Annotated in this window: 19 protein-coding genes and 1 pseudogene; 5 read left to right on the top strand and 15 right to left on the bottom strand. The window is 44.9% G+C overall.

What is annotated here, in order from left to right; genetic code table 11:
* Position 1: 1 nt before the first annotated feature.
* The 3 genes from AC1DLM_RS00645 to AC1DLM_RS00635 form a co-directional block, all read right to left on the bottom strand.
* Positions 2–424: an LPXTG cell wall anchor domain-containing protein gene (locus tag AC1DLM_RS00645; RefSeq protein WP_441987581.1), complete on the bottom strand. Its 423-nt coding sequence runs from the start codon at positions 422–424 to the stop codon at positions 2–4.
* 138 nt (positions 425–562) lie between these two features.
* Positions 563–1,870 (bottom strand): sensor histidine kinase, encoded by a 1,308-nt coding sequence (locus tag AC1DLM_RS00640; protein WP_441987835.1) that lies wholly within the window; start codon positions 1,868–1,870, stop codon positions 563–565.
* Complete coding sequence (locus AC1DLM_RS00635) at positions 1,848–2,540, bottom strand: response regulator transcription factor (RefSeq protein WP_441987580.1); 693 nt, start codon at positions 2,538–2,540, stop codon at positions 1,848–1,850. The genes AC1DLM_RS00640 and AC1DLM_RS00635 overlap by 23 nt, the downstream gene beginning before the upstream one ends.
* Before the next feature lie 1,003 nt (positions 2,541–3,543).
* Between AC1DLM_RS00635 and AC1DLM_RS00630 the strand changes: the two genes are divergently transcribed.
* Both AC1DLM_RS00630 and AC1DLM_RS00625 read left to right on the top strand, forming a co-directional pair.
* Positions 3,544–4,380 carry a glycosyltransferase gene (locus AC1DLM_RS00630; RefSeq protein ID WP_477568753.1) on the top strand — a complete coding sequence of 279 codons (837 nt, stop codon included), beginning with the start codon at positions 3,544–3,546 and terminating at the stop codon, positions 4,378–4,380.
* 39 nt (positions 4,381–4,419) lie between these two features.
* Positions 4,420–5,760, top strand: coding sequence for a sugar phosphate nucleotidyltransferase (locus tag AC1DLM_RS00625; protein WP_441987578.1), 1,341 nt, complete (start codon positions 4,420–4,422; stop codon positions 5,758–5,760).
* A gap of 145 nt (positions 5,761–5,905) precedes the next feature.
* On the opposite strand, the pseudogene AC1DLM_RS00620 reads toward AC1DLM_RS00625, so the two are convergent.
* A pseudogene (locus tag AC1DLM_RS00620) lies at positions 5,906–6,097 on the bottom strand (undecaprenyl-diphosphatase); the annotation flags it as partial.
* A gap of 166 nt (positions 6,098–6,263) precedes the next feature.
* Between AC1DLM_RS00620 and AC1DLM_RS00615 the strand changes: the two are divergent.
* Positions 6,264–7,478 (top strand): COG4705 family protein, encoded by a 1,215-nt coding sequence (locus AC1DLM_RS00615; protein ID WP_477568752.1) that lies wholly within the window; start codon positions 6,264–6,266, stop codon positions 7,476–7,478.
* Positions 7,479–7,557: 79 nt separating this feature from the next.
* On the opposite strand, the gene AC1DLM_RS00610 is transcribed toward AC1DLM_RS00615, so the two are convergent.
* From AC1DLM_RS00610 to AC1DLM_RS00590, 5 genes are all read right to left on the bottom strand, one after another.
* Positions 7,558–7,800, bottom strand: coding sequence for an HPr family phosphocarrier protein (locus AC1DLM_RS00610; protein ID WP_477568751.1), 243 nt, complete (start codon positions 7,798–7,800; stop codon positions 7,558–7,560).
* 48 nt (positions 7,801–7,848) lie between these two features.
* Entirely contained in the window at positions 7,849–9,276 is a 1,428-nt protein-coding gene (locus tag AC1DLM_RS00605) for an NAD-dependent malic enzyme (protein WP_477568750.1), read from the bottom strand.
* Between the two features lie 5 nt (positions 9,277–9,281).
* Positions 9,282–10,808, bottom strand: a complete 1,527-nt coding sequence (locus tag AC1DLM_RS00600; protein ID WP_441987574.1) for a tripartite tricarboxylate transporter permease — start codon at positions 10,806–10,808, stop codon at positions 9,282–9,284.
* Position 10,809: 1 nt separating this feature from the next.
* Positions 10,810–11,271 (bottom strand): tripartite tricarboxylate transporter TctB family protein, encoded by a 462-nt coding sequence (locus AC1DLM_RS00595; protein WP_171628560.1) that lies wholly within the window; start codon positions 11,269–11,271, stop codon positions 10,810–10,812.
* 67 nt (positions 11,272–11,338) lie between these two features.
* A complete protein-coding gene (locus tag AC1DLM_RS00590; RefSeq protein WP_441987573.1) occupies positions 11,339–12,361 on the bottom strand; it encodes a Bug family tripartite tricarboxylate transporter substrate binding protein in 1,023 nt (340 codons plus the stop codon).
* A gap of 251 nt (positions 12,362–12,612) precedes the next feature.
* On the opposite strand from AC1DLM_RS00590, the gene AC1DLM_RS00585 reads away from it, so the two are divergent.
* On the top strand, positions 12,613–14,247 hold the full coding sequence (locus AC1DLM_RS00585) for an ATP-binding protein (protein ID WP_441987572.1): 1,635 nt from the start codon (positions 12,613–12,615) through the stop codon (positions 14,245–14,247).
* Complete coding sequence (locus AC1DLM_RS00580) at positions 14,219–14,935, top strand: response regulator (protein ID WP_441987834.1); 717 nt, start codon at positions 14,219–14,221, stop codon at positions 14,933–14,935. The genes AC1DLM_RS00585 and AC1DLM_RS00580 overlap by 29 nt, the downstream gene beginning before the upstream one ends.
* A 105-nt stretch (positions 14,936–15,040) precedes the next feature.
* On the opposite strand, the gene AC1DLM_RS00575 is transcribed toward AC1DLM_RS00580, so the two are convergent.
* From AC1DLM_RS00575 to AC1DLM_RS00550, 6 genes are all read right to left on the bottom strand, one after another.
* The gene (locus AC1DLM_RS00575; protein WP_441987571.1) at positions 15,041–16,012 is read right to left on the bottom strand and encodes a bile acid:sodium symporter family protein; all 972 of its coding nucleotides are present in this window, start codon (positions 16,010–16,012) and stop codon (positions 15,041–15,043) included.
* A 22-nt stretch (positions 16,013–16,034) separates the two neighbouring features.
* Positions 16,035–17,141, bottom strand: coding sequence for a glycoside hydrolase family 88/105 protein (locus AC1DLM_RS00570; protein ID WP_441987570.1), 1,107 nt, complete (start codon positions 17,139–17,141; stop codon positions 16,035–16,037).
* Positions 17,142–17,174: 33 nt separating this feature from the next.
* Complete coding sequence (locus AC1DLM_RS00565; protein WP_477568749.1) at positions 17,175–19,394, bottom strand: helix-turn-helix domain-containing protein; 2,220 nt, start codon at positions 19,392–19,394, stop codon at positions 17,175–17,177.
* An 89-nt stretch (positions 19,395–19,483) separates the two neighbouring features.
* Complete coding sequence (locus AC1DLM_RS00560) at positions 19,484–20,653, bottom strand: mandelate racemase/muconate lactonizing enzyme family protein (protein WP_441987568.1); 1,170 nt, start codon at positions 20,651–20,653, stop codon at positions 19,484–19,486.
* Positions 20,650–21,561: a dihydrodipicolinate synthase family protein gene (locus tag AC1DLM_RS00555; protein WP_441987567.1), complete on the bottom strand. Its 912-nt coding sequence runs from the start codon at positions 21,559–21,561 to the stop codon at positions 20,650–20,652. The genes AC1DLM_RS00560 and AC1DLM_RS00555 overlap by 4 nt, the downstream gene beginning before the upstream one ends.
* 33 nt (positions 21,562–21,594) lie before the next feature.
* Positions 21,595–23,061 carry an aldehyde dehydrogenase family protein gene (locus tag AC1DLM_RS00550; RefSeq protein WP_477568748.1) on the bottom strand — a complete coding sequence of 489 codons (1,467 nt, stop codon included), beginning with the start codon at positions 23,059–23,061 and terminating at the stop codon, positions 21,595–21,597.
* Between the last annotated feature and the right edge of the window lie 11 nt (positions 23,062–23,072).

Here is a 23,072-nt window from a genome sequence, read left to right as displayed (position 1 = left end):
ATTAGTTTGTCTCCTTTGAATTGATTTGTTTGTTTTCCCATTGATCCAAGAAATCTGATGTGTTGATTATGGCATGCGTACTATTCGTTTTGAGCATTCCGCCATTTCTCTTTCTTCTTCTAATAATCCAGAACAACAGTCCAGCTGCTAGGACGGTTCCGCCTATCGCCATGCCAGCTTCCATTCCATCATGATGCTCATGGCCACTTTCTCGCATGCCTTTCTCATGTTGTTCACCTTTACCTGCCAACGCCTTATCGTTACCTTTCGGAATATATTGCTGGGCAATTTGTTTATCATGGTTGAAGGCCTCCTTAAAGTCAGGCCTGTCCATCTTTGCTGCCACACCTACACCGGTTCCGATTACTCCGGCAATCACAACGATAAGAAACACTTTTTTTATCCAAGTCTTACGTGGTTTCATTCTCTACATCCATCCTTTCGTTTCGTAGTTGATCTTGTTCATGTTCTTCACATAAGTAACTATAACTTTGAAAAGTAAAAGTACGGTAAATGAAAAACAAAATGCCCTCCTCTTTGATATCAAGAGTAAGGGCACCGCTTATTCAAGGTATGTGAACTTCACTGTAAAGGTACTTCCCTGATTGACAACACTCTCAACTTCAATTGAGCCGTGATGTGCTTCCACAATCCACTTTGCAATTGATAATCCAAGTCCCGCGCTACCTTCATCCCGAGAGCGATGCTTCTCTACTCGATAGAACCGGTCGAATATCCGCTGCCTTTCCTCTATAGGTATGCCAACACCTGTATCTTGGATAGCTAAGCTCCATTGTTTAGATTGTTGATCGACGGCTACAACAACGTTCCCATTCTTAGGTGTGTATTTGATCGCATTATCCAAAAGAATATATACCAGCTGCTTAATGCGCTCAATATCACCTATAACGGACAACTCATTCGGCAAATGCGCGTTCAAAACAATTCCCTTCTGGTTGGCAATTGCTTCAAAGGCTTGTACCCACTGGCGCATCCTAGGGACTAAGTCAAAAACAACAATCTCAAATTCGACAGATCCAGAATCAGAACGCGCTAATAACAGCAAATGCTGAACCATACGGCTCATCCGTCCTACTTCTTCTTTCATATCCACGATGACTTCTTTCGTATACGAAGTGAAATCCTTCCCGTTTTCTAGCTCTATGACATCCAGTGAGGTGTTCATAATACTTAACGGAGTTCGAAGTTCGTGTGAGGCATCCGCAAGAAATTGCTGCTGCTGCCGATATGACCGCTGAATGGGAATCATCGCCTTCTTGGACATGGTCAAGCTTAACCATACCGCTGCGATAAAAAAGATCACAAGAATACAAAGAAACACGATTAGAAGATTTTGAAATACATCCAAATAAAAAGTCACATCTTTAGCAACGTAAATCATACCTTTCTGGCCGTCTTGCAGAATCGCTGGACGTGCCCCAACAAATAGCAGCCTGTCCCTATCCATTAACGTTTTACCCTCACGATGATTATGAGGAACAGACAGCCATTTTAAGCGAAACTCCTCCTTATTTGGTCGCCATTCTTCAATCGTTTCTAGATTAATGCTATTGTTCGGCGGAAAAACTTCACTGCCCCCAGCCACTTTCCCATTGCTATTCACCAGATAGTAAAAGTATAAATCCTCATGATCTGAACTAGCTAGATCGGGAATCAGTGGGCTGCCATTTTCCGTCGCATACATCGTAGTTCGAATCAATTGACGATTCTCTCGGTATGCCATGGCACCAAAGAAGACAGAAACTATGATCGAGAATAGCACCAAGAATAGAATGATTAGCCAGGTGTAGGTAAAGGTTAATTTTCGCTCAGTTTGAACAAATACATCAGCCTTTTTCAGATATTTCATTTTCAAATCGATAACCAACCCCCCTGATGCTGTGAATCAACGGCTGTTCAAACTCTGATTCCAATTTATCGCGTAGCATCTTTACTGTAACATCCACATTTTTATAGGATACGTCACTGCCAACTCCCCATATACGATCTAAAATAACTTCCCGCGTCAAAACGTAGCCACTATTTTGAAGAAATAAATCAAGCAGTTGATACTCCCTCTGACTGAGGATAATCTCTTCATTATTTTGAAATAATTGATGGGAACTCCGATTTAATGAAAATGCTCCGAATGTCACAACATCCGTTTGAATAGGAGCAAAATTGCGCCGTGTCAAGGAGCGAAGACGCGCGAGTAATTCATCCATCTCAAAAGGTTTCGTTATGTAATCGTCTGCTCCGGCATCCAAACCAACAATCTTATCTTGAAGTGCATCTTTTGCCGTTAACAACAGAATAGCTCTACCATAATTTCCGGACCTCAGTTTCTTGCAAACAGCAATGCCGTCCATTCTGGGCATCATCCAATCAACAATTAGGACATCATACATGGATCCTTCTGCATAAACCAAAGCATCTTCTCCATTTTCTACCCAATCAACTTGGTACCCGCCTTTTTTTTCAAGGACATATTTCACCAGCTTTCCAAGCTTTAGATCATCTTCTGCAAGTAGGATATTCACTTCATTCACGTCCCTAAGAAATAATGATAAATTAGCACATGGAGCCGCGTGCTGTTCAACTCCTTATTGCAGTTGGTATTTAAAAAATTAAAACAAGAAAAGAACTCCTTTCGGAGTCCTCTTCGACGGTGAATAAATTGATGGTACTCTTGCCTTGAACCTTACTTTGCTCGGTCTCTACCTCATCACACTAATTGCAGTACAAGACTACATTAATGAGCTCACGGCACATCGCCTCGCTTCAATATGGATTCAAAAACAACTTCCCTGGTGTTTTATCTTTGAATGTTCTGGGACACGACACCTCGCTGTTTTCACCGTCGAAAAGTAGTATGTCCGCTCTGAAAAGGTTATATGTAACATGACTTGATTATCGTATTGTATCACCACTTATGACTCTTCGTTACCGATTGAACCCTGGAAGATTAACAGTAGAACTGAGTATCCATACAAAAGTCTTGAGTAACGATGTATTCTATCAATTCCTTTCTCCAATCCACTTAAATTATGAGTACAAATTAATACTAATTACTCCATACCATTTCTTTCTCTCGACATATCATAATAAATACATTTGATTATATGGAGATGAGCGAATGACAAACCAAATTGAAGTGTTAGTCCAACGAATTCTGGTGATTTGTTCAAAAAAGCAGTGTAGATTCGTTCATGAAAATACGGTTCACAATCGTAAAGGCTATCTGAAATCCAACAAGCTGATGTCAATATGAAGCCCTATTCTGTTGTCTGGAAAGGACCTATACACAAAAGAAGCGGGCTTGGTCGTGCAAGCAGAGCGTATGTCCGATCACTAAAGCGCCAGGGTGTTACTGTTGGAGTTGGTACTTTAAGACATGGCATAACGGTAAAAAGACGAAAAGCACTTATTTATCATCATATTCCTAGTCATATTCAATGGAAGAAAGAGCGAAGTCTTTATGGTCGAATTATTTTGAATACCGTTTGGGAAACAAGCAGGATCCCCAAGAGATGGCGTCCCCATATGAACAAATTTGATGCGGTTTGTGTACCTTCACAACATAATAAAAGGGCATTAAAGAATAGCGGTGTAAAAATACCGATTTTTAATGTTCCTCATGGTGTAGACATTAGGGAGTTTCATCCGAACAATAAGAAGTTGACCTTGCCTCGTGCGGCGGGAAAATTTACATTCGTGTCTGTCTTTGGCTTCCAGCATCGTAAAAATCCAGAAGGCTTGCTGAGGGCTTACTGGGAGGAATTTTCATCAAAGGACAACGTTATTCTTGTAATCAAAACGAATGGATATGCAGCTTATGAGAATGAGCAATGKATTAAGCGTCAGATATCGACATATAAAAAAAGGCTTGGTATCCGCAAAGATACAGCCCCTGTTGTCATCATTGGCAGGCGACTCAATGAAAGCCAGCTGAAGGGTTTGTATACGCTCGGTAATGCCTTCGTTCTCCCCACTCGTGGCGAGGGTGTCGGACTACCTTTTCTAGAAGCGTTGGCGAGCGGTGTGCCGGTTATCGCAACAGGTTGGGGCGGGCAAATGGACTTCCTTACACCCTCCAACTCGTTTCTAGTTCCTTTTAAGTTGAGGAGCCCATCAATCAGCATGAAAAGTCGGCATGCCATCTCAAGAAAGTTCAGCCATCTTTTTGCGCAAAAAGGACAACTATGGGCGGAACCGGACCTACACAGCTTGAAGAAGATCATGAGGAAAGCTTATGAGAATCCAGGACTTTGTAAAGCAAAAGGACTCCAAGGCAGAAGAGATATGTTTCAATTATCATGGGATCGAGCGGGAAAGTTACTGAAGCGTGCTGTTGAAATTGTAATGCAATCTAAGAATTAAGAATGCAGGGTGATGTTCCCCAGGGAAGGAGAAATTGGCATGCGTATAGTACTATTGTGCGGGGGCTCGGGAAAAAGGCTATGGCCTTTATCCAACGAGATTCGCTCCAAGGTGTTTCTTAAACTTTTGAAAGCCGAAAATGGTGCCAGCGAATCGATGATTGGGCGAATATGCAGACAATTGGATGAGGTGGGCCTACTACAATCCACATGTATTGTCACTCATCAAAGTCAAGTTGAAATTACGCGTAACTATGTTGGTGAACACATTCCGATCATAGAAGAACCTTATAAAAGAGGAACATTTACAGCAGTCGCTTTAGCTGTATGTTATCATCATGAGATCATGCAAGTGGATCCGAATGAAACCATTTGTATTCTTCCAGTAGATACTTATGTTGATACCGATTTTTTTCGGCTACTCCACTCCTTTCCTGTAGTCCTTTCACATTCTAAAGCAGATCTTGCTCTCCTTGGTACGAAGCCAAATCAACCCTCTGATCAGTTCGGATATATTGTTCCAGTTCTCCCAAAGGAGAATGATGAATATGCTTTCGTGCGCCAGTTCATTGAAAAGCCTAATATACTTGCTGCCAGTCAATTAATTGAGCAACACGCTATGTGGAACTGCGGTGTATTTGCATTCAACTTGGCATTCATGTTGACGTATTTGAAAGACAATGGACATCCTGTCAAAGTTGAGTCTTGGTTAGCAAATTACGAAAAACATGCAAATCTAAGCTTTGATCGAGAAGTCGTTGAGCACATACAGCCTGTTGTTGTCATGGGCTATGAAGGTCAATGGACTGATTTGGGAAGTTGGACCTCGCTTAGCAGTCATTTTGAAAATAGAGTTATCGGATCGGGACGGATATCAGATGATTCCGTGAGTTCCCATCTCGTCAACGAACTTCCCTATCCCATTGAAATTATTAGCGTTCCCGATATCATTGTTGCTGCAAGTTCTGACGGAATTTTGATCGCTAATAAAGATAAAGCTAATCAAATCAAGGATTTACTCGCTCAAGTGCCTCAGTTACCGATGTATGGAGAAAAAAGATGGGGTTCCTATCAAGTACTGAATTATTGGAAAAATGATAATGGCATTGAAACAATGATCAAGAAAGTGTGTCTCAACAAAGGAACCTCTACGAGCTATCACCTGCATCTCAAACGCCAAGAAATCGTGACGGTTTTGTCAGGTAGCGCGGAAATCCTTATGGAGGACAAACTGTATAGGCTTGTGGCAGGCGAAGCTTTACAGATTCCAGCAGGCATTAAACATGGAATCAAGGCAGTTACCAATCTTGAGTTGATGGAAGTCTTGTTAGGTGATGAACTTGTACAAGAAGATACCACTCGTTTTACTATAAACTGGTAGAAAGATCTAGCTGATTTTCACAAGAGGCTACAAATTTCAATTTACCATTACGGACTAATTATTAAGTTTTTCTGAATTTAGTAAGAGATATGGCATATAAGACAAGCCAGGACTGAGCATTCTCTGTCCTGGCTTGTCTATGTTGCTAAGGCTTACATTCCTTATGTTCAATGGATTCATAGAGACGGATTACGGACTCCGAAACCTTTTTCAGCACTTGCAGACGCATAGTCTTATTAATGAAGATTCCGACGACAGTCCCAGAAATCGCGCCTCCAATAATATCTAATGGATAGTGAATCCCAGACCAAATCCGGGAAAATTCGATGAGCGCGGCAAGAACAAACCAAGCCCGTCCTTCTTTTCGGCGCTAAAGCCAAATAGAGGCAGCTACCGCAAAAGCTGCAGCTGCATGAATAAACGATTTCTCATTCTCTTCTCATCTGGAGCAAGTAGACTAAGTAAGTCTAGGGGTTTAAAAAATCTTGAAAAGGGGATTGAGGATGAAACCGATTCAATCGAATGAARTAAAACGGATGTTAAGTAAAGTCCCAGAGGTCACCATTTATTTTTGGATCATAAAAATCTTATGTACCACAGTCGGGGAAACTGCTGCTGATTTCCTCAACGTAAATCTCAATTTTGGATTAACGGGTACCTCCATTGTAACTGGCGTCTTGTTGCTTGCAGCCATGTATGTTCAGTTTAAGTCCAAGAAATATATACCGGGCATCTATTGGTTAACGGTATTCTTGATCAGCATCTTTGGCACACTTGTTACGGATAATTTAACAGACAACTTGGGGATCCCTCTTGAGGTAAGCACGATCGTTTTCAGTGTAGCCTTAGTATTGACCTTTGTTTTCTGGTACGCCAACGAGAAAACACTCTCGATTCACTCCATATTTACGAAGCGAAGGGAAGCCTTTTATTGGTTAACCATCTTGTTCACATTTGCACTGGGGACGGCAGCTGGAGACCTCATGGCTGAAAGCTTGGGACTTGGTTATGTCGTAACAGGCGCCATCGTTTGTGCGGTGATTGCCGTCATGACTGTCGCGTGGCGAATGGGGCTTGATGCTGTGCTAGCCTTCTGGATTGCTTATATCATGACGCGTCCATTGGGTGCTTCAATCGGGGATTTCCTTTCCCAAACACAAGATAATGGCGGGTTAGGCTTAGGTGCAACGGTAACAAGCGCAATATTCATTGTGGCGATTCTGCTATTGGTCATTTACCTTTCTGTCACGAAGCGAGATTTGATACCAACGCTATCAACATCAGCCAAGACAGCAACGGAACCCAAACGATCCACCGTTCTGTGGCAAGTTGTCGTGGTAGTAGCTGTGCTAGTGATCGCGGCAGGTACAGGCTATTATTTACGGCATAATAGTCTCCAAGATGCCTTACCGCAGGGGTCTTCCTCTAGCTCCGTCACGCAAGCTTTCCCACAAGATGACATTTCGAATTTCCGTAAAATTACGGAAGATACATTAAGTCTTGTTCAAGCAGGAAATCCTTCAGCCGCAAAGACACGCGTGACTGATTTGGAGACCGCTTGGGACAAAGCTGCGGCCCGGCTTAAGTCAATAAATAAAACGAAATGGAATACGGTTGACAGTGCCATCGATAAAGTATTAAGACAAGTACGGGCTGTTCATCCAGATGCTAATGCGTGTAAAGCGTCACTTGAAGCACTGGTATCCGTACTTAACTAATACATTCGAAAGTTTAACACACTTACTTTGAGACAGAAAAGAAACGAAAGGCAATTGGCCCTTCGCTTCTTTTCTGTCTTCATTTAAAATTTAAATTAAGACCATGTTTGTCAAAAATCCTCTTCATGACCTCAATGGCATCCTTTTCATCAGGTCCATGAATATCAAGCTTATACGCTTGATTGTTGAATAGCGTAACGCTCAGACCCAGAATGCTTTTCACATCAATAAATCTCGTACCCACCTGAATGACGATACTGGATTGAAACTGGTTCGCCGCTTGATTGATTTCTACAATGGCCTTTGTTTCCAAGCCCCCCATACGAATCCCTCCACTTTAGTTCCATCGTTGGCATCCGTTTCGGTAGGACTATTCCGCCTGTCGGAACTCACGCGGTATCCGCCTGGCTGTCCCTGTTTGAATAGCCGCACGGATGACGGCTTCACGAATCCGTCTAACCACTTCCTGATTAAACACACTTGGAATAATATATAACTTGTTCAATTCCTGCGGTGTGACCACCGACGCAATCGCGGCGGAAGCGGCCAGCTTCATTTCTTCATTGATTGTAGAGGCTTGGCAGTCCAAGGCTGCACGGAATATACCTGGAAAGCACAGCACATTGTTAATCTGATTCGGGAAATCCGAACGCCCCGTTGCAACGACACCTACGATATCTTCGATTTCATCGGGATGAATTTCAGGCGTTGGGTTCGCCATCACGAACACCACGGGCTTAGCCGCCATCCGCTCAACATCCCCCCGCTTCAGCAAGCCTCCTGCTGAGAGGCCGATGAACACGTCTGCTCCTTCGATGACGTCATGCAGGGAGCCCGACCGGAGGTTATGGTTCGTCCGCTCCGCGTATTCCGTCCAATGCGGGTTGGCGTACTCTTTCGTACGCACCAACGCACCTTCTCGGTCAACCCCGATCAGTTCCTTCACGCCTGCAGCCAGTAAAATGTTGGAGCAAGCCATTCCCGCTGCGCCAATACCGCAGACGACAACTTTAGCTTCACTAATCTGCTTGCCGACTACTTTCAACGCATTGATGAGCCCTGCATACAACACAACGGCCGTACCGTGCTGATCATCGTGAAACACAGGGATGTCCAGTTCCTCACGCAGCCTCGACTCAATTTCAAAGCATCGTGGAGAGGAGATATCCTCCAGATTAATACCACCGAAGCCTGGTGCCAAATGCTTGATGGTTGCGATAATTTCTTCGGTACTTTGCGTGCTTAAACAAATTGGAAAGGCATCGACATCAGCAAACTGCTTGAACAACATCGCCTTGCCTTCCATGACAGGCATCGCCGCATAGGGGCCGATGTTCCCAAGACCGAGCACGGCGCTGCCATCGGATACAACAGCGACCGTATTTCGCTTGATCGTCAGCTTATAGGCGTTAGTCTCATCTTCATGGATAGCCATACAGACCCTGGCTACATCCGGCGTGTACACACGGGACAAATCGTCCCTGTTTTGGATCGGTGATTTGGGCTTCATCTCGATTTTGCCGCCGAGATGAAGCAGGAATGTGCGATCCGACACGTGAACGAGTCGTACACCAGCGAGATCCTTCATCCTAGCGACAATACTGTCCAGTTGGGACTGTTCGGAAGCGGATACGGTAATGTCTCGAACCGTCCAATTCGCACCGGTTTGAATAACGTCAATCGCGATTACATCCCCGCCGTTTTCGGTAATTAACGTAATTAATTGACCGAAATGGATTTGCTCAGTTAACAATTCCAGACGTAAAATAATACTTTTGCCAGCCATCGTATTTTTCATATTGGTTACCCTTCCTCATTCACAAGTACATTTTTACCTCTAAGCTTCATTATTAGTGGAATGGTAATCCAGATCAGACCGATGATGAGAAATACAAGTGAAACCGGTTTTTGCAGGAAGATCATGAAATCACCATTTGAAATGGTAAGTGCTCTACGCATGTTGTTTTCCATCATTGGCCCCAAAATAAGACCAAGCACGAGTGGTGCTAGTGGATAGTCGTTTTTAGACAAGTAGTATCCCACAAGACCACAGCCCATAATGAGCATTAAATCAAACGTTGAATACTGTACGGCATACACGCCGAATACTGAAAAGACGATAATTAACGGAATTAAATACTTAGCAGGTGTTTCAATGACTTTGGCAAACACTTTGACCAGCGGCATATTAAGAATCAGCAGCATGAGATTGCCGACGAACATACTTGCAATAACACCCCATGCTAACTGTGGGTGATCTTGGAATAGCAATGGACCTGGCTGGACGTTGTACATAATGAAAGCACCCATCAGAATAGCCGTCGTTCCTGAGGATGGGATCCCCAATGTCAATAGCGGAATCATCGCGCCACCCGATGCAGCGTTATTCGCAGCTTCTGGTGAAGCCACTCCTTCAATGGCTCCCTTACCGAATTTCTCTGGATTTTTACTAATCTTCTTCTCCACGATATAAGCGAAGAAAGAAGCAAGAATAGCACCAGCGCCAGGCAGTAAGCCGATGAAAAAGCCCAGCACAGAACCACGCGCAATCGGTGCCGCGCTGTCTTTCATATCTTGTTTTGTCGGCAGAATGCGATTGATCTTAGCAATCTCGCCATCGTTTCCTTCACGCTGAAGGATGGTTTTGAATACTTCACCGACAGCAAATGTACCCACGGCCACAGTCAGGAATTCCAAGCCTTGATATAGCTCAGGAATACCGAATGTGAATCGCTCCACGCCTGACACGTTATCGATGCCGATCGTTGCTAACAACAGACCAAATGCCGTCATCATGAGCGCCTTCACCATCGATTTCCCAGCCAGTCCGCTGATTGCGAGCAAGCCAAGCACCATCAAGGAGAAATATTCCGCAGGACCGAACTTGATCGCGACTGCCGATAAAGGACGGGCCAAGAAGATAAGACCGATCAACGAAATAATGCCAGCAGCGAAGGAACCGATTGCTGAAATCGCGAGCGCTGCTCCGGCTCTTCCCTGTTTGGCCATTTGATAGCCATCGAGTGTTGTGACGACTGAAGACGATTCTCCTGGTGTGTTCAACAGAATCGACGTCGTCGAGCCTCCGTACATCGCCCCATAATACACGCCTGCCAGCAAAATGATGGAACTCGTAGCGGCCTCTTCTGGACCTAAACCAGCTGTCATTGTTGCCGTGATCGGGATCAAGAGAGCTACACCGCTCATCGGACCAATCCCAGGAAGAACGCCAACTACCGTACCAATCAAAACGCCTAAAAATACAAAAATAACATTATGCCACTGCATCGCCGTGCCCAAACCGTTCAACACATAATCCAACGTGCTCATCTTATGCCCCCCCTAACCATGTTGGAAATCCGGGAAGCGATCCATCCAGCAGATTCACATATAAGTAATACACGCCATATGAGAAGCAAGCTGCGATCAGCAAGGAAACCCATACTCTACCTTTTTGCATCGTTTGAAATCCAATCATTAGGAACAGGAACGTGGAGATCACGAACCCGATATCTTCAAGGAAATAGGCATATAACACAGCCGCGATGAAAATAATGAGAAATCGTTTGTAATCCAAATTTTCTTTGCCCTTCTCAGCACGCTGCTTACGGAACGTCTCATAAATAAGRCGCAAACTCATCAAAGACAAGAACGAACCCAAAATCATCGGAAAAATATTAGCACCTACATTACTGCCGTAAGCACTTGTTGAAATACCTAAGGAACCGATCACAAAGGCAAGGCCAATGGCGAAAAAGACGATGCCTGCATATCGATCAAACGTTGTATTCATTTCTCTGCCTCCTACCCTACTAAGGGCAAGGGAGAAGAGGTCCTCTTCTCCCTTGTCTCGTTAGGTTTTATTTCTGCATACCAAGCGCTGTCAGCATGTCTTTAAGTTGCGTTTCTTGCTGGCTCAAGAAGGCTTTGAAATCATCCGCCTTCTTATAATCCGTTTGCCAGCTGTTCGCTTGCATTTCTTTTTTCCAAGCATCGGAATCTACCATTTTCTTAATCGTATCTTCCCAGTATTTTTTGGCGTCCGCTGACATGTCCTTCGGTCCGAAGAAACCACGCCAAATCAGGAATTCGGCATCAACGCCTTGTTCCTTCATTGTCGGAACATCTTTCAGGCTGCCACCAAGACGGGCAGGTGCTGCAACAGCAAGTATGCGGATTTTTCCGGCTTTCACATATTGGTCTAAGGAAGAAGCATCTGTACCTAAGACATCCGCATTACCGCCAAGCAAGGCAGTTACGGCTTCGCCGCCACCGTCATAGGACACGTATTTCACCTTTTTCGGGTCAATCCCATATTTGAACGCGGGTAGAATCGATACCAAGTGATCCATGGAACCGGGTGCCGAACCGCCAGCAACCGTTAGCTTCGTAGGATCTGCTTTCATATCATCAAGCAGTGACTTCAGATCTTTGTATTTCGAATTGGCCGCTACCGCGACAGCGCCATAATCTTTGGTCAATTGTGCTAGCGGCGTCGTATCATTGTATCCGTAAGGCGTGTTTCCTTCTTTTTTCAAATGATTAATGAGAATTGGAGGCGAACTGACGAACAGTTTGTAGTTATCTTTGATATCTTTGGTCGCGTATTCCGCCATAAATACCGTACCGCCGCCGCCTGGTTTATTTTCAACTGAAACGGGCTTATCGACCGCTTTCGTTTCCGTTAATACTTTAGCGATCGTACGCGCTGTCATATCCCAACCGCCGCCAGCGCCAGATGGCGCGATAATGCTTAATGCTTTGTCTGGATAATTGGATTTCGAAGCTGGTTTAGCTGTGCTATTACCGCAAGCTGCCAAACTTACTGCAAGTACACTAATGGCCGTTACTTTCCAAGATGCTGAAAAAAGTTGTTTTATCAAATGAACCCCTCCATATTTGATTAATAGTTGTCATGTATCCGCTTTCTTTAAAGCGTTTTCAGAATAACACCCTCTTGTGCCTATTGGGAAGTTTATGGCGATTAGTTGTAATAACAGCGTTTTGACCATTTTGTTCATATTGTTCACGGATCTGGAGACCCTATAACCATCAAAATGAGAACGCTTTATGTTACAATACCAAACACATACATTCTTTTAAATGAAACAAGAAGGGGAGGCTTGCGTGGAAAATGAAGCTTCAGACCAAGCTTATCCTCATTATTTGTTCGTTCCTTTCCATCGTCATCATCAGTTTAGGCAGTATATTTTATTACATGATGACCACAGCATTAGAAGATCAAATCGGAACTCGTGCTTTAAAGGTGGCTGAAACCGTTGCAAATATGTCGGATATTCGTATGGCTTTTCAAACTTCGGATCCGTCCAAGATCATCCAGCCTCTCGCCGAGAAGATCCGAGATCAAATCGATGCCGAGTATATCGTTGTAGGGAACCGCGAAGGCATTCGCTACTCACACCCGCTCCCTGAACGAATTGGGAAAGAAATGGTCGGCGGGGACAACGGTCCTGTGCTTGCAGGGCAATCGATCATCTCCAAAGCCATCGGCTCACTCGGCCCTTCACTTCGCGGTAAAGCGCCCTTATTTGATGATCAAGGAAATGTCATCGGCATTGTGTCCGTCGGATTTCTTACAAAAGATATCAATTCGATTACCTACACGTATCAGTCGCGAATCGAGCTCATTTCCCTCATCGTCCTTGTCGTTGGCCTGATTGGTTCCGTCCTAATCGCACGTAATGTTCGAAGCTCCATACATGGACTTGAACCTAAGGAAATCGGTGAGCTGTATACCGAGAAACAGGCCATTCTACAAACCATCCGTGAGGGAATTATCGCGGTAAACCGAGATGGCATCATCACAATGGCCAATCGCTATGCCTTGCAGCTTATGCAACTGCCCCTGAGTGCGAAAATCACAGGCAGACACATTGAAGATGTGATCCCGAACACGCGATTACATGAAGTGGTACGTACGGGCGAAGCCGAATTTGACCATGAAATGCTGATCGGCGATCATGATGTCATCGTCAATCGCGTGCCGATTGTGAGCCGGAAACACGGTGTCACTGGTGCGGTTTCAAGCTTTCGAAGTAAATCCGAGCTCTACCGGTTGGCCGAGGAGCTGTCTCAGGTGAAACGCTTCGCTGAAGCACTGCGCGCTCAGACACATGAGTTCTCCAACAAGTTGTATGTCATCTCTGGACTCATCCAACTGGAATCGTATCAAGAAGCTGTCGATCTCATCTCCAAGGAATCAGACGTGCATCAGAACTGGGTGCAGTTCATCATGACCGAAATTCCAGATCCCATGATCGGGGGGCTGTTGATTGGCAAATTCAATCATGCGCAGGAGCTAAAGCTAACCTTTGAAATTGACCGTGAAAGCTCATTTCGAGATATCCCTGCGGAAATTGATCGAAATTTACTCGTCACCATCATCGGCAACCTGATTGACAATGCCATGGAAGCGGTTCTTGCCGTTGAGGTACAGCAAACGCCGTATGTAAAATTATTTTTAACCGATCTTGGCGAGGATTTGATTATCGAATGCGAGGACTGCGGCATCGGTATTCCCGACGAGTTAGGCAATGCCGTATTTGAGAAGGGATTCTCAACCAAAGCAGGTGAACATCGCGGTATCGGCTTAGCCTTAGTCCAACACGCTGTCCATAAGCTTAACGGGTATATCACTTTCCATAAAAACCCGGAATGCGGCACACTCTTCACCGTCGCCATACCGAAACATCCGATGTCCACAGAAAGGAGTTCAACCTCTGATGGAATACCAACAACGGAACATTGAAGTTTTGATCATCGAAGATGATGTGAAAATCGCCGAAATTAACCGAAGGTTTATTGAAAAAGTAGACGGCTTTCACGTTGTCGGTATCGCGACAGACGATATTCAAGCCAAGGAACAGCTAGACATTTTACGCCCAAATTTAGTTCTGCTGGATATTTACATTCCTGGCTCCAATGGCTTGGAGTTGCTCTCCTATATTCGTCAACATTTCCGAGATACCGATGTCATTATGATCACGGCTGCCAAAGAAGTCGAGGCTATACGGGAAGCCGTTCGCAGCGGAGCTTTCGATTATATTATGAAACCGCTTGTTTTCAACCGGCTGCAGGAAACACTCCTGCGTTATCTAGACTTTCACAGTGAGTTGAATCGGCTTCATCATACAGGCTCTATTAATCAAAGCGATGTCGATCGCCTCATTTTGGGAACGAGTAAAAAGGATTCCCGCACTGAGATTGCGTACCTCCCTAAAGGCATCGACAAATTAACGCTAGTCAAAATTGTTCAGGCGATTTCTACCGCGGCAGACGGGATGACTGCGGATCAAATCGCCAAAGAAATAGGCGTCAGTCGTTCAACTGGACGCCGATATTTGGAGCATCTGGTCTCCTCTGGCGAAGTTTTCGCCGATCTGACATATGGCGTCGTGGGTCGCCCCGAGAGAGTGTATCGCAAACGGGAGTCGTGATGTGATCTCCTGGTTCCCCAAAAAAACCTGCACAAGATGTGCAGGTTAGATCGACCGATTCAGTTCCTATAGCATCAATCTGGCAAATTACCGGAATCCTTCCCCTTATATCGCTTTTTGTGAGACAGGCTTCCGTTTTATCGAATCGGGGGCTTTGCATAATAATTGCCCGAACAAGGAAGCGAGCAGTTGTTGAAAAAGCATACACATAATAACAGGCATTGCGACAGGTGGGGGGAAAAATGAAATGGCCAGAACGGCACCAGCGCTATTATTTCTCATCCCGGTATTAAACACCATGGTAACCATGATATCGCTGTCCCACTTTAGCCATCTGGCGATCAGCCAACCAATGAGATAGCCAGATGAAGCCATAACGACAATCACACAAGCTGTCAGGACCAATTTACTGTCAATTTTTGTGAAATAAGGTGCCACCACAGCGCTGTTAATCGCAATAGTGAAGGCTAACCCTATTTTGGAGAAGGGCGATAAGGGGCGCCCCCATTTCTCCTTCACCTTGCCTTGCGAAAGTTGATTTAGCAGCATACCCAATAAGGACGGAAGGACGATCATCAAGAAAAGGCCTTTCATCATCCCAAACACATCCATCTTCACTTGTACGCCGAGAAACGCATCCATCGTAAGGGGCACTAGAAACGGCGATAATAGTGTATCAATCAAAATAACCGACAACGTCAGCGCAATATTCCCCTTAAAAATGGAAACCCACATGAAACTTACAACACCAGTAGGAATGACGACCATTAGAATTAGTCCCGTTCTCAGATAAACATCATCATGAAAAAACACATTGCCAATGAACCATGCAATAGCAGGCATCAACACATGCAGAGCAAACAGCGAGACGAAAATCGGGAACGGCTGAATTAAGACTCTTTTTAAATCCTTAAAGTTCATACTTAAGCTGCCTGTAAATGTCATAAAGCCGAAGATCCACGGTACTAAGTAAGTAAAGGACTTTAACCATACTGTCAAAATAATTCCTAGAATAACACTTGTAGGAGTAATCAGCGGAAGCCATTTCTCCAGGCTCTTGTTTAATTTATTCAGCATTGGTTTCTCTCCTAACATGACTTTAAAGCTCTGAAAGCTTAACCTCGGTATACGCCATAATCAGCGGTGCAACGCCATGTCCATTATTACTCACGATGATTTCGTTCTCGGTGTAGTACTTAAAGGTCCCATCACGAACCTTGCCCGTATCAGGATTTGTGCCAAGTCCTGCACTTCTACAGATGCCACCAAGCAGCACTTCTCCATTCTCCTCACGGAGATATTGCCGGACAGTACCGTCAAAGGCAGACTTCCCGCGCTCGGCGTATTCGCTAGCAAGATAGCCAAGGCGCGAACCTTTCAACATCGCATAAGCCATCATCAAGGTTCCGCTAGATTCCAAGTAATTCCCAGGTCGGTCCCCCATATCAACGATCTGATACCACATCCCCCCGCTATGCTGGTAAGGCAACATACCGTCTAGCGTTTCCTGCAACATCACTTTCAGAGGCTCGCTGTCCACCTGTTCATCCTCCAGAAGTTCAAGCACGTCCACCAAGGCCATCACCAACCAGCCCACAGCACGCCCCCAGACATTCGGAGACATGCCCGTCGTTTTGTCGCACCAAAACATCTCTCTACTTTCGTCGTAAGCATGGTAGTATAGGCGATTCTCATCATTGAAAATAAACTTTTTTACGTTTAAAAATTGATTTATGGTATCGGAATAGTCCTTCTTTTCCTCAAATTCCTTGATGTAACGAACCAAGAATGGTTGTCCCATGTAAAGTCCATCCAGCCAAATTTGGTTTGGATAATTTTCTTTGTGCCAAAAGCTTCCTGATGCTGTTCTTGGATAGGTTTTCAATTGCTCATAGATCAAATCAAGCACATGCTTATATTTGGCATCGCTCTCTCTTTTGTATAAGTCAAAAAGAATGGTCGCTGGTCTAATTTGATCCATACTATAATAACGCACATCAATAGCCGGGATTGTGCCATTCTCATCATATAGACGGTCGACGAAGCTTTTGACGAACTGGTAATAGTCTTCTTTTCCCGATTGCTTATAGCTGTCCATATACGATTTGAGAATACAGTTCTCAATATAGTGCCATCGCAAAGCAAACCATGTTCCTTCACTTTCCATATAGTGATCTCTAAGTTGATCCAGCAATTGATATGTCATATGATCCTCTCCCGAATGGTTAACATGGTTAACTTAGGTGTCCCGATATTGGCCAGGTGTCATGCCTGTCAGCTTTCGAAAAGTCCGGATAAAACCCGTAGAATTGGCATAATTCAGCCTCTCCGCAATTTCCGAAATCTTCATATCCGTCTCTTTCAACCATTTCTTCGCCATGTTAACCCGATAGTTGGTTAAATAATCAATAAAAGTAACACCGATCTCTTTCTTAAAAACACGACTGACATAAACAGGATGATATTTGAGCTGCGCAGCACACGATTCAAGTGTGATATCCTGCTCGAATCCTTCATGAATCATTGTAAGCATTTGATGCGCGAGGTTGATATATTGCGAATCTGCCCGTCCTTTGAAGAAGGCGAGTGCTGGCGGCAGCAATTCCGTCTTAAACCAAGACGTAATATCTTGTACCGTGTTCAACTTCATAAAAGAATGGAGCACGGATTTCGTATCAATTAAGCCTTCCAATTTACCGCCTTGCTGCTGGACTAAGCCATGAATCTCAGTAATCAGTTCAATCATCACGAATTGAAAATCGTTAAACCGGATCTCTCTTTCCATGATCAACGCAACGTATTTATCAAAATGTTCAAACGTAGATGTGGAATCACCCGTTTTTAATGCGTTTACGAAATAATCTTCCAAATAATTCAGCGATGCTGCGAGATGCTTGCTATTCTCATGAACCGTTTCAATATCATCATAATGAATGATGATATCACTCCCCAGACGAATCCTTCGCTTCAGCGCTTCCAAAGCCTCTGCATGCGCATTCATGGCATCCGTGTATCGGGAAAATACGCGGCTGATCCCGATGCTGACTTTCAGCTGAAGAAGCTCGTGAACCTTATCTTTAATTTCCTCGGCCGCCTGGTGAAAACTCAATTGCAGTTCCTGCAGATCTTCGACATCCCCAGTAAGCAGGGATACCTGAGACTGATCCAACAATAAGGACCCAAGCAAACGATTAGCTGGCAGAAGCTCACTGACGATGTTATGGATAGCAAATAACAGCAATTCCTTATCGCTTTCCATGTATCTCGTATCCTGAAGGGAATCGATCTGCAGCGCAATCACACCCATGGGCTTCCCTTTTTCCGCAAAGCCGTAGGTTTCACACTTGAATGCAAATTCGCTCTCCGTCACCTGTCCCATGAACAGTTTCAACAGGAAGAACTCTTTCATCTGTCCCGTTTGACCTTGAAGCTGCTGTTGAAACTGCTTCCGTGTCCGGAATAACGCATTAAATCTATCCTCGATATAAGCAAATTCATCTTTCCTGCGAGACTCAGTCGTTTCGCCACCGTACTGCTCCATCGTCTGAAATAAACGTCGGATCGGAGAATACATCCGTCTGCTCACATAGAATGCGGCAGATGCAATTACAAGGAAGACGATCAAGCAGACATTTATTGTAACGAGTGCAATCTTCTTGGATTCCATCGTCACTTGATCAATGGAAACAACGGAAGCATAGATCCAACTATTGGACGATACTCTGTAATTTACAGCCGTTTTTTTGCCTTCATAATAACCGTTTGTATCTGTCACTGTTTCCAAAGGCTCCAGGATCGAATCAGAAATGTAGTCTGCTCCCGCGTTACTTAAGAATGGGATGTGATCGCGGTTCAGTACATAGATGTCGCCCAACTGCTTCGTTTGCGCTAACCCTTTTTCCAATTCCGTCTTCGACATTTCTATGATCAGTAATGCCTTCGGAGCTGCCGACGGAGCAATCATTGGGAGCTTTACAACCATCCGAATCCCGTATTCGTCTGCTAACCAGAATAAATTTTTAGGATTTTTTGCGTAATCTTGCAAAAGCTTTTTATCGGAATAATCCGCCGTATGGGTGAAGCCTAAATTGCTGATCATCCAGTCCTGTTCCAGGTTAATGAGGTGCGTGTCAGCTACGCCCGATAAAGAGTGCAAGTTATATAAACCCTTGGCAAGGCTTGTAATCGTTTGGAAATCATCCTGTGTCAACGCATTGTAGAGGTTGTCTGTTACAAGCGGAGAATTTAAATATTGCACGGCACCCATTTCTACATTTTTCAATATTTGCTCAATTCTCATCTGGTTCTGCAGCAAAATTTGGGAATTGCTTTCTTTAACCTTTTTCTCTATATCCTGAGAGGAAATATGATAGGAAATCATTCCGATTGTCGTGACTGGAATGGCAACCAGCAACATAGCGAATAGGATCATGCGATATAAATAGGTGGGCAATGTCATTCCTCACTTCTGTTTACTTTCGTGTCAATGACCCTTATTATATCAAAACCAGCCGTCCGGTGTTACTGTGCGGACGGCTGCTTGCATGCTTACTTCTTGGTTTGCGAGGTACGGTCCTGAAGCTGATGAACGGATACGTTCCCCCAGCTTAGATCGTCCACGCGGTATTTGTTGATTTGATCCCAGTCAAGCTCCATGCCTAGACCAGGCAAGTCACGTCCCGGAACAAGAAGATATCCGTTCTCGTATTGAACTGGACTTTTAACAATATCGCCAATATACAATTCAGGTCCAGTCGGATCTGATGTATAGTTCAAATTCACAAGCGAGCTTCCCAGATGTGCCATAGCCGCTGTACCTACAGACAGCTCCTGCGTCGTGCCGATCAAGCAGGATTTGCCAGCGACTTCCGCAGCAGCAGCCGCTTTCCTAGCAGCGGTAATTCCACCGATAAAAATAGGTGAAATATTAAAAATATCGACCGAATCGTGCTTTATCATTTCGGACTGCTGACGGAAGCTCCATACATGCTCACTTACTGGGTATTCCGTGTTCATTCGGTAATGATGAAGCCCCTCGAAATCATTCTGAACGGCTGGGCTCTCCACCATCTGGAAATCATATTGCGACAATCGCTTCGTGGCCTTCAACGCCGATTTCCAGTCCAGCAAATGGCTGAAATCCAGCGATTTAATCGTCACTTTCGATCCAAATTCCTTTTTCACGCCATCCAGAAATGCTTCATCAGCATCCAGGTTTTTGCCAACATAAAGTCGGAAAGTATCAAAGCCTTTACTCAGTCTCTCGCGGACAATCGCCAGATTTTCTTCAACTTCTTCCATAAAGCGATGTCTGAAGATCGGATAGCAGACTTTAATTTTCTCCTTGATTCTGCCGCCAATAAATTCAGCTACGGAAATACCAAGCGATTTCGCGCAAAGATCGTGTAAGGCCGCATCAATCCCGTTACGGATAAAGTTACCCTTTTCATAATAAAACATCGTTTCTGGAAAATTGCTGAGCAGTTCCCTATTGAGCAGTGAAATATCAAATGGACTCTGGCCTAATAGGATGGACTTGAGCACCACGGCCATGTCCTGAATATCTAATGAATAATGAGGAAGATGAGAAAAGTCCGACATTTCACCAATACCTGTTAATCCGTTATCCGCATCAATCTCCACGATGACATGCTTGCAGACAAACCCTGTATTACGCGGCATTGCGATAACCGTAAGTCTAAGATCTGAAATTTTCATGTTGTTAGCAGCCCCCATGCGCTTAGTAAGTTCGTTACTTCCTTCTTATCCGCTTCATTCAAAGGATCAACAGGTTCGCGCGTAACACCTGCACGAAGTCCCAATTGTTCCATCGCTTCCTTCACAGCGACCACATTGTTACCGGCATTATATTTGGCACGCAGGTTCTCGAAAGGCAGAACATCTTCCCACAGCTTCCATACGGTAGGCCAGTCTTGATCGCGCAATGCTTGCAGCATCCCCTGTGAAATACCGGGATTGACATTGATTAAGCCCGATGTAAATCCCCTTGCGCCTGCATTGTAGAAGTAAGGTGCCCACTTCTCAGCAGTGCCGCAGATCCAGGCAATGTTGTACGCTGCGCTGATCTTGCGCACCGTTGCGGTAAAACGCGGAAGATCGTTGATCGCATACTTCACGCCCACGCATTTATCCAACGGCGCTAAGCTTAACAAGATATCGTCCGAAACATGAGCATCTTTCAAATAAAGGATGGACGGAATATCCAAGCTTTTAATCACATTACGGTAATAGGACACCGTGCCAGGCGTCGTAATATAAGGATGAATAGGCTGATGGATCATCACGCAATCCGCTCCCACCTGCTGGGCATGCTTACCAAGCTCTACCGCCGTTTCAACGGAATATCCGATGCCAGCCATAACAATAGCACGATGATTTACGATTTCAACGACCCGTTTGGTTACTTCCTTGGCTTCTTCCAGCGTTAACGCATAGAATTCGCCCGTGTTTCCGCAGGGCACAATCACTTCGGTACCATTCGCCAGCAAGAACTCGATATTCGCTTCCAATCCTCCCCAATCAATCTGGCGTGTCTCTTCATCAAAAGGTGTAATATTAATAGCTGAAATCGTTTCCAGCCTTTTACTGAATGCAGCATAATCCATCTGAGTTCTCTTCCTTTCGTATCGTTCCCACGACTATGGTGTAATCACGACGGTTTTGACCTGTGTGAAAAACTCAATTGCTGCACGTCCTTGTTCACGAGAATAGGAGCTGGATAGCTTCATCCCGCCGAAAGGGGCCTGAGGTTCCACACCAGCGGTTTCACCGTTCACCTTAATCAGGCCTGCCTCAATACGATTCACAAAGTGATGAACATGCTTTTGATTTTGTGTAAAAATAGCAGCTGCTAATCCGTAACGAACGCTATTAGCCAGATCGATCGCATGATCAAGATGATCAACCTCGTTAATCACTAAGACAGGTCCGAAAATCTCCTCTTGTGCGAGCGTCGATTGCGGGTCAACATGATCTAGAATCGTAGGCTCAATATAGTACCCTTTGGCAAACTCGCCATCCGTCTTCGCTTTCCCTCCAGCAAGTACTTGAGCTCCTTCTTCAATACMAATTTGGATAAATGCCAGAATCGACTCGTATTGGCGTTTGGACACAACAGGTCCAAGATAGCAGTCATTTTCCTGCGGATTAGACAGCTTAATCCGGTTCGCTCGCTCGATCAATAAGGAGGTCAATTGTTCCTTCACGGATTTCTCGACGATAACACGGCTAGTCGCCGTACACTTCTGACCTGCAGATCGCATGGCAGCGCTAATGATGACATCAGCCGCTTTCTCCAGATCGGCGTCCGCAAGCACAATGGTCGCGTTCTTCCCGCCCATCTCCAATTGATATTTCGCATGACGGGACGATGCGGCTTGCGAAACTTGCTTGCCGACAGCATCTGAGCCCGTGAATGAGATTCCCGTCACATCAGGATGATCTAGAATACGTTGTCCGACAACAGAGCCAGAGCCGCTGACTAACTGGATTACGCCTTGCGGGAAGCCGCTCTCTTCCAAGAGCTGCATGAGCTTGGCTGCTGTAATGGTAGAATGCTCTGCAGGCTTCCATACAACGGTATTACCGAATATTAAAGCTGGAGCCATCTTCCATACAGGAATGGCGACAGGAAAATTCCAAGGTGTGATCAGACCTACGACGCCAAGCGGTACCCTCGTCGTGTATAAGTGGGATACTCCGTCTGTGGAAGGCAATACCTCACCAATGCTGCGTAGTCCCTCACCTGCGTAATACCGGAACAGTACGACAGCGCGATTGACTTCACCTCTTGCCTCGCCGATCGGTTTTCCCATCTCAGCTGTAAGAAGTTGTGCCAATTCCTCGAGATGATCCTCTATCTTCTGTGCGGCCTTAAACAAATACGCTGCTCTTTGTGTACCTGACAAGCTAGACCATGTTGGAAGCGCTTGCTTAGCACTCACTACGGCTAAGTCAACGTCTTCCTTGCTCAATTGAAGGCTTCGTCCTACTAACAACTCCGTATTTAGGGGACTGTAATGATCCTTAGAAGGGCGGCTGCCGGGTTCTACCCAGCAGCCATTGATATAAGCGGTTTTTTCGATGACATTTACATTTGTATGCATGTACTCACTCC

The sequence above is a fragment of the Paenibacillus sp. 01T442 genome, from assembly GCF_056398345.1.
This window is presented reverse-complemented; position numbering and strand designations above follow the sequence as displayed.

Excerpts from the sequence above, each read along its gene's own strand:
- AC1DLM_RS00565 (WP_477568749.1), bottom strand. The coding sequence starts at position 19,394 with ATGACATTGCCCACCTATTTATATCGCATGATCCTATTCGCTATGTTG.
- AC1DLM_RS00560 (WP_441987568.1), bottom strand. The coding sequence starts at position 20,653 with ATGAAAATTTCAGATCTTAGACTTACGGTTATCGCAATGCCGCGTAAT.
- AC1DLM_RS00575 (WP_441987571.1), bottom strand. The coding sequence starts at position 16,012 with ATGCTGAATAAATTAAACAAGAGCCTGGAGAAATGGCTTCCGCTGATT.
- AC1DLM_RS00625 (WP_441987578.1), top strand. The coding sequence starts at position 4,420 with ATGCGTATAGTACTATTGTGCGGGGGCTCGGGAAAAAGGCTATGGCCT.
- AC1DLM_RS00570 (WP_441987570.1), bottom strand. The coding sequence starts at position 17,141 with ATGACATATCAATTGCTGGATCAACTTAGAGATCACTATATGGAAAGT.
- AC1DLM_RS00600 (WP_441987574.1), bottom strand. The coding sequence starts at position 10,808 with ATGAGCACGTTGGATTATGTGTTGAACGGTTTGGGCACGGCGATGCAG.
- AC1DLM_RS00640 (WP_441987835.1), bottom strand. The coding sequence starts at position 1,870 with ATGAAATATCTGAAAAAGGCTGATGTATTTGTTCAAACTGAGCGAAAA.
- AC1DLM_RS00610 (WP_477568751.1), bottom strand. The coding sequence starts at position 7,800 with ATGGGGGGCTTGGAAACAAAGGCCATTGTAGAAATCAATCAAGCGGCG.
- AC1DLM_RS00645 (WP_441987581.1), bottom strand. The coding sequence starts at position 424 with ATGAAACCACGTAAGACTTGGATAAAAAAAGTGTTTCTTATCGTTGTG.
- AC1DLM_RS00585 (WP_441987572.1), top strand. The coding sequence starts at position 12,613 with ATGAAGCTTCAGACCAAGCTTATCCTCATTATTTGTTCGTTCCTTTCC.
- AC1DLM_RS00555 (WP_441987567.1), bottom strand. The coding sequence starts at position 21,561 with ATGGATTATGCTGCATTCAGTAAAAGGCTGGAAACGATTTCAGCTATT.
- AC1DLM_RS00605 (WP_477568750.1), bottom strand. The coding sequence starts at position 9,276 with ATGAAAAATACGATGGCTGGCAAAAGTATTATTTTACGTCTGGAATTG.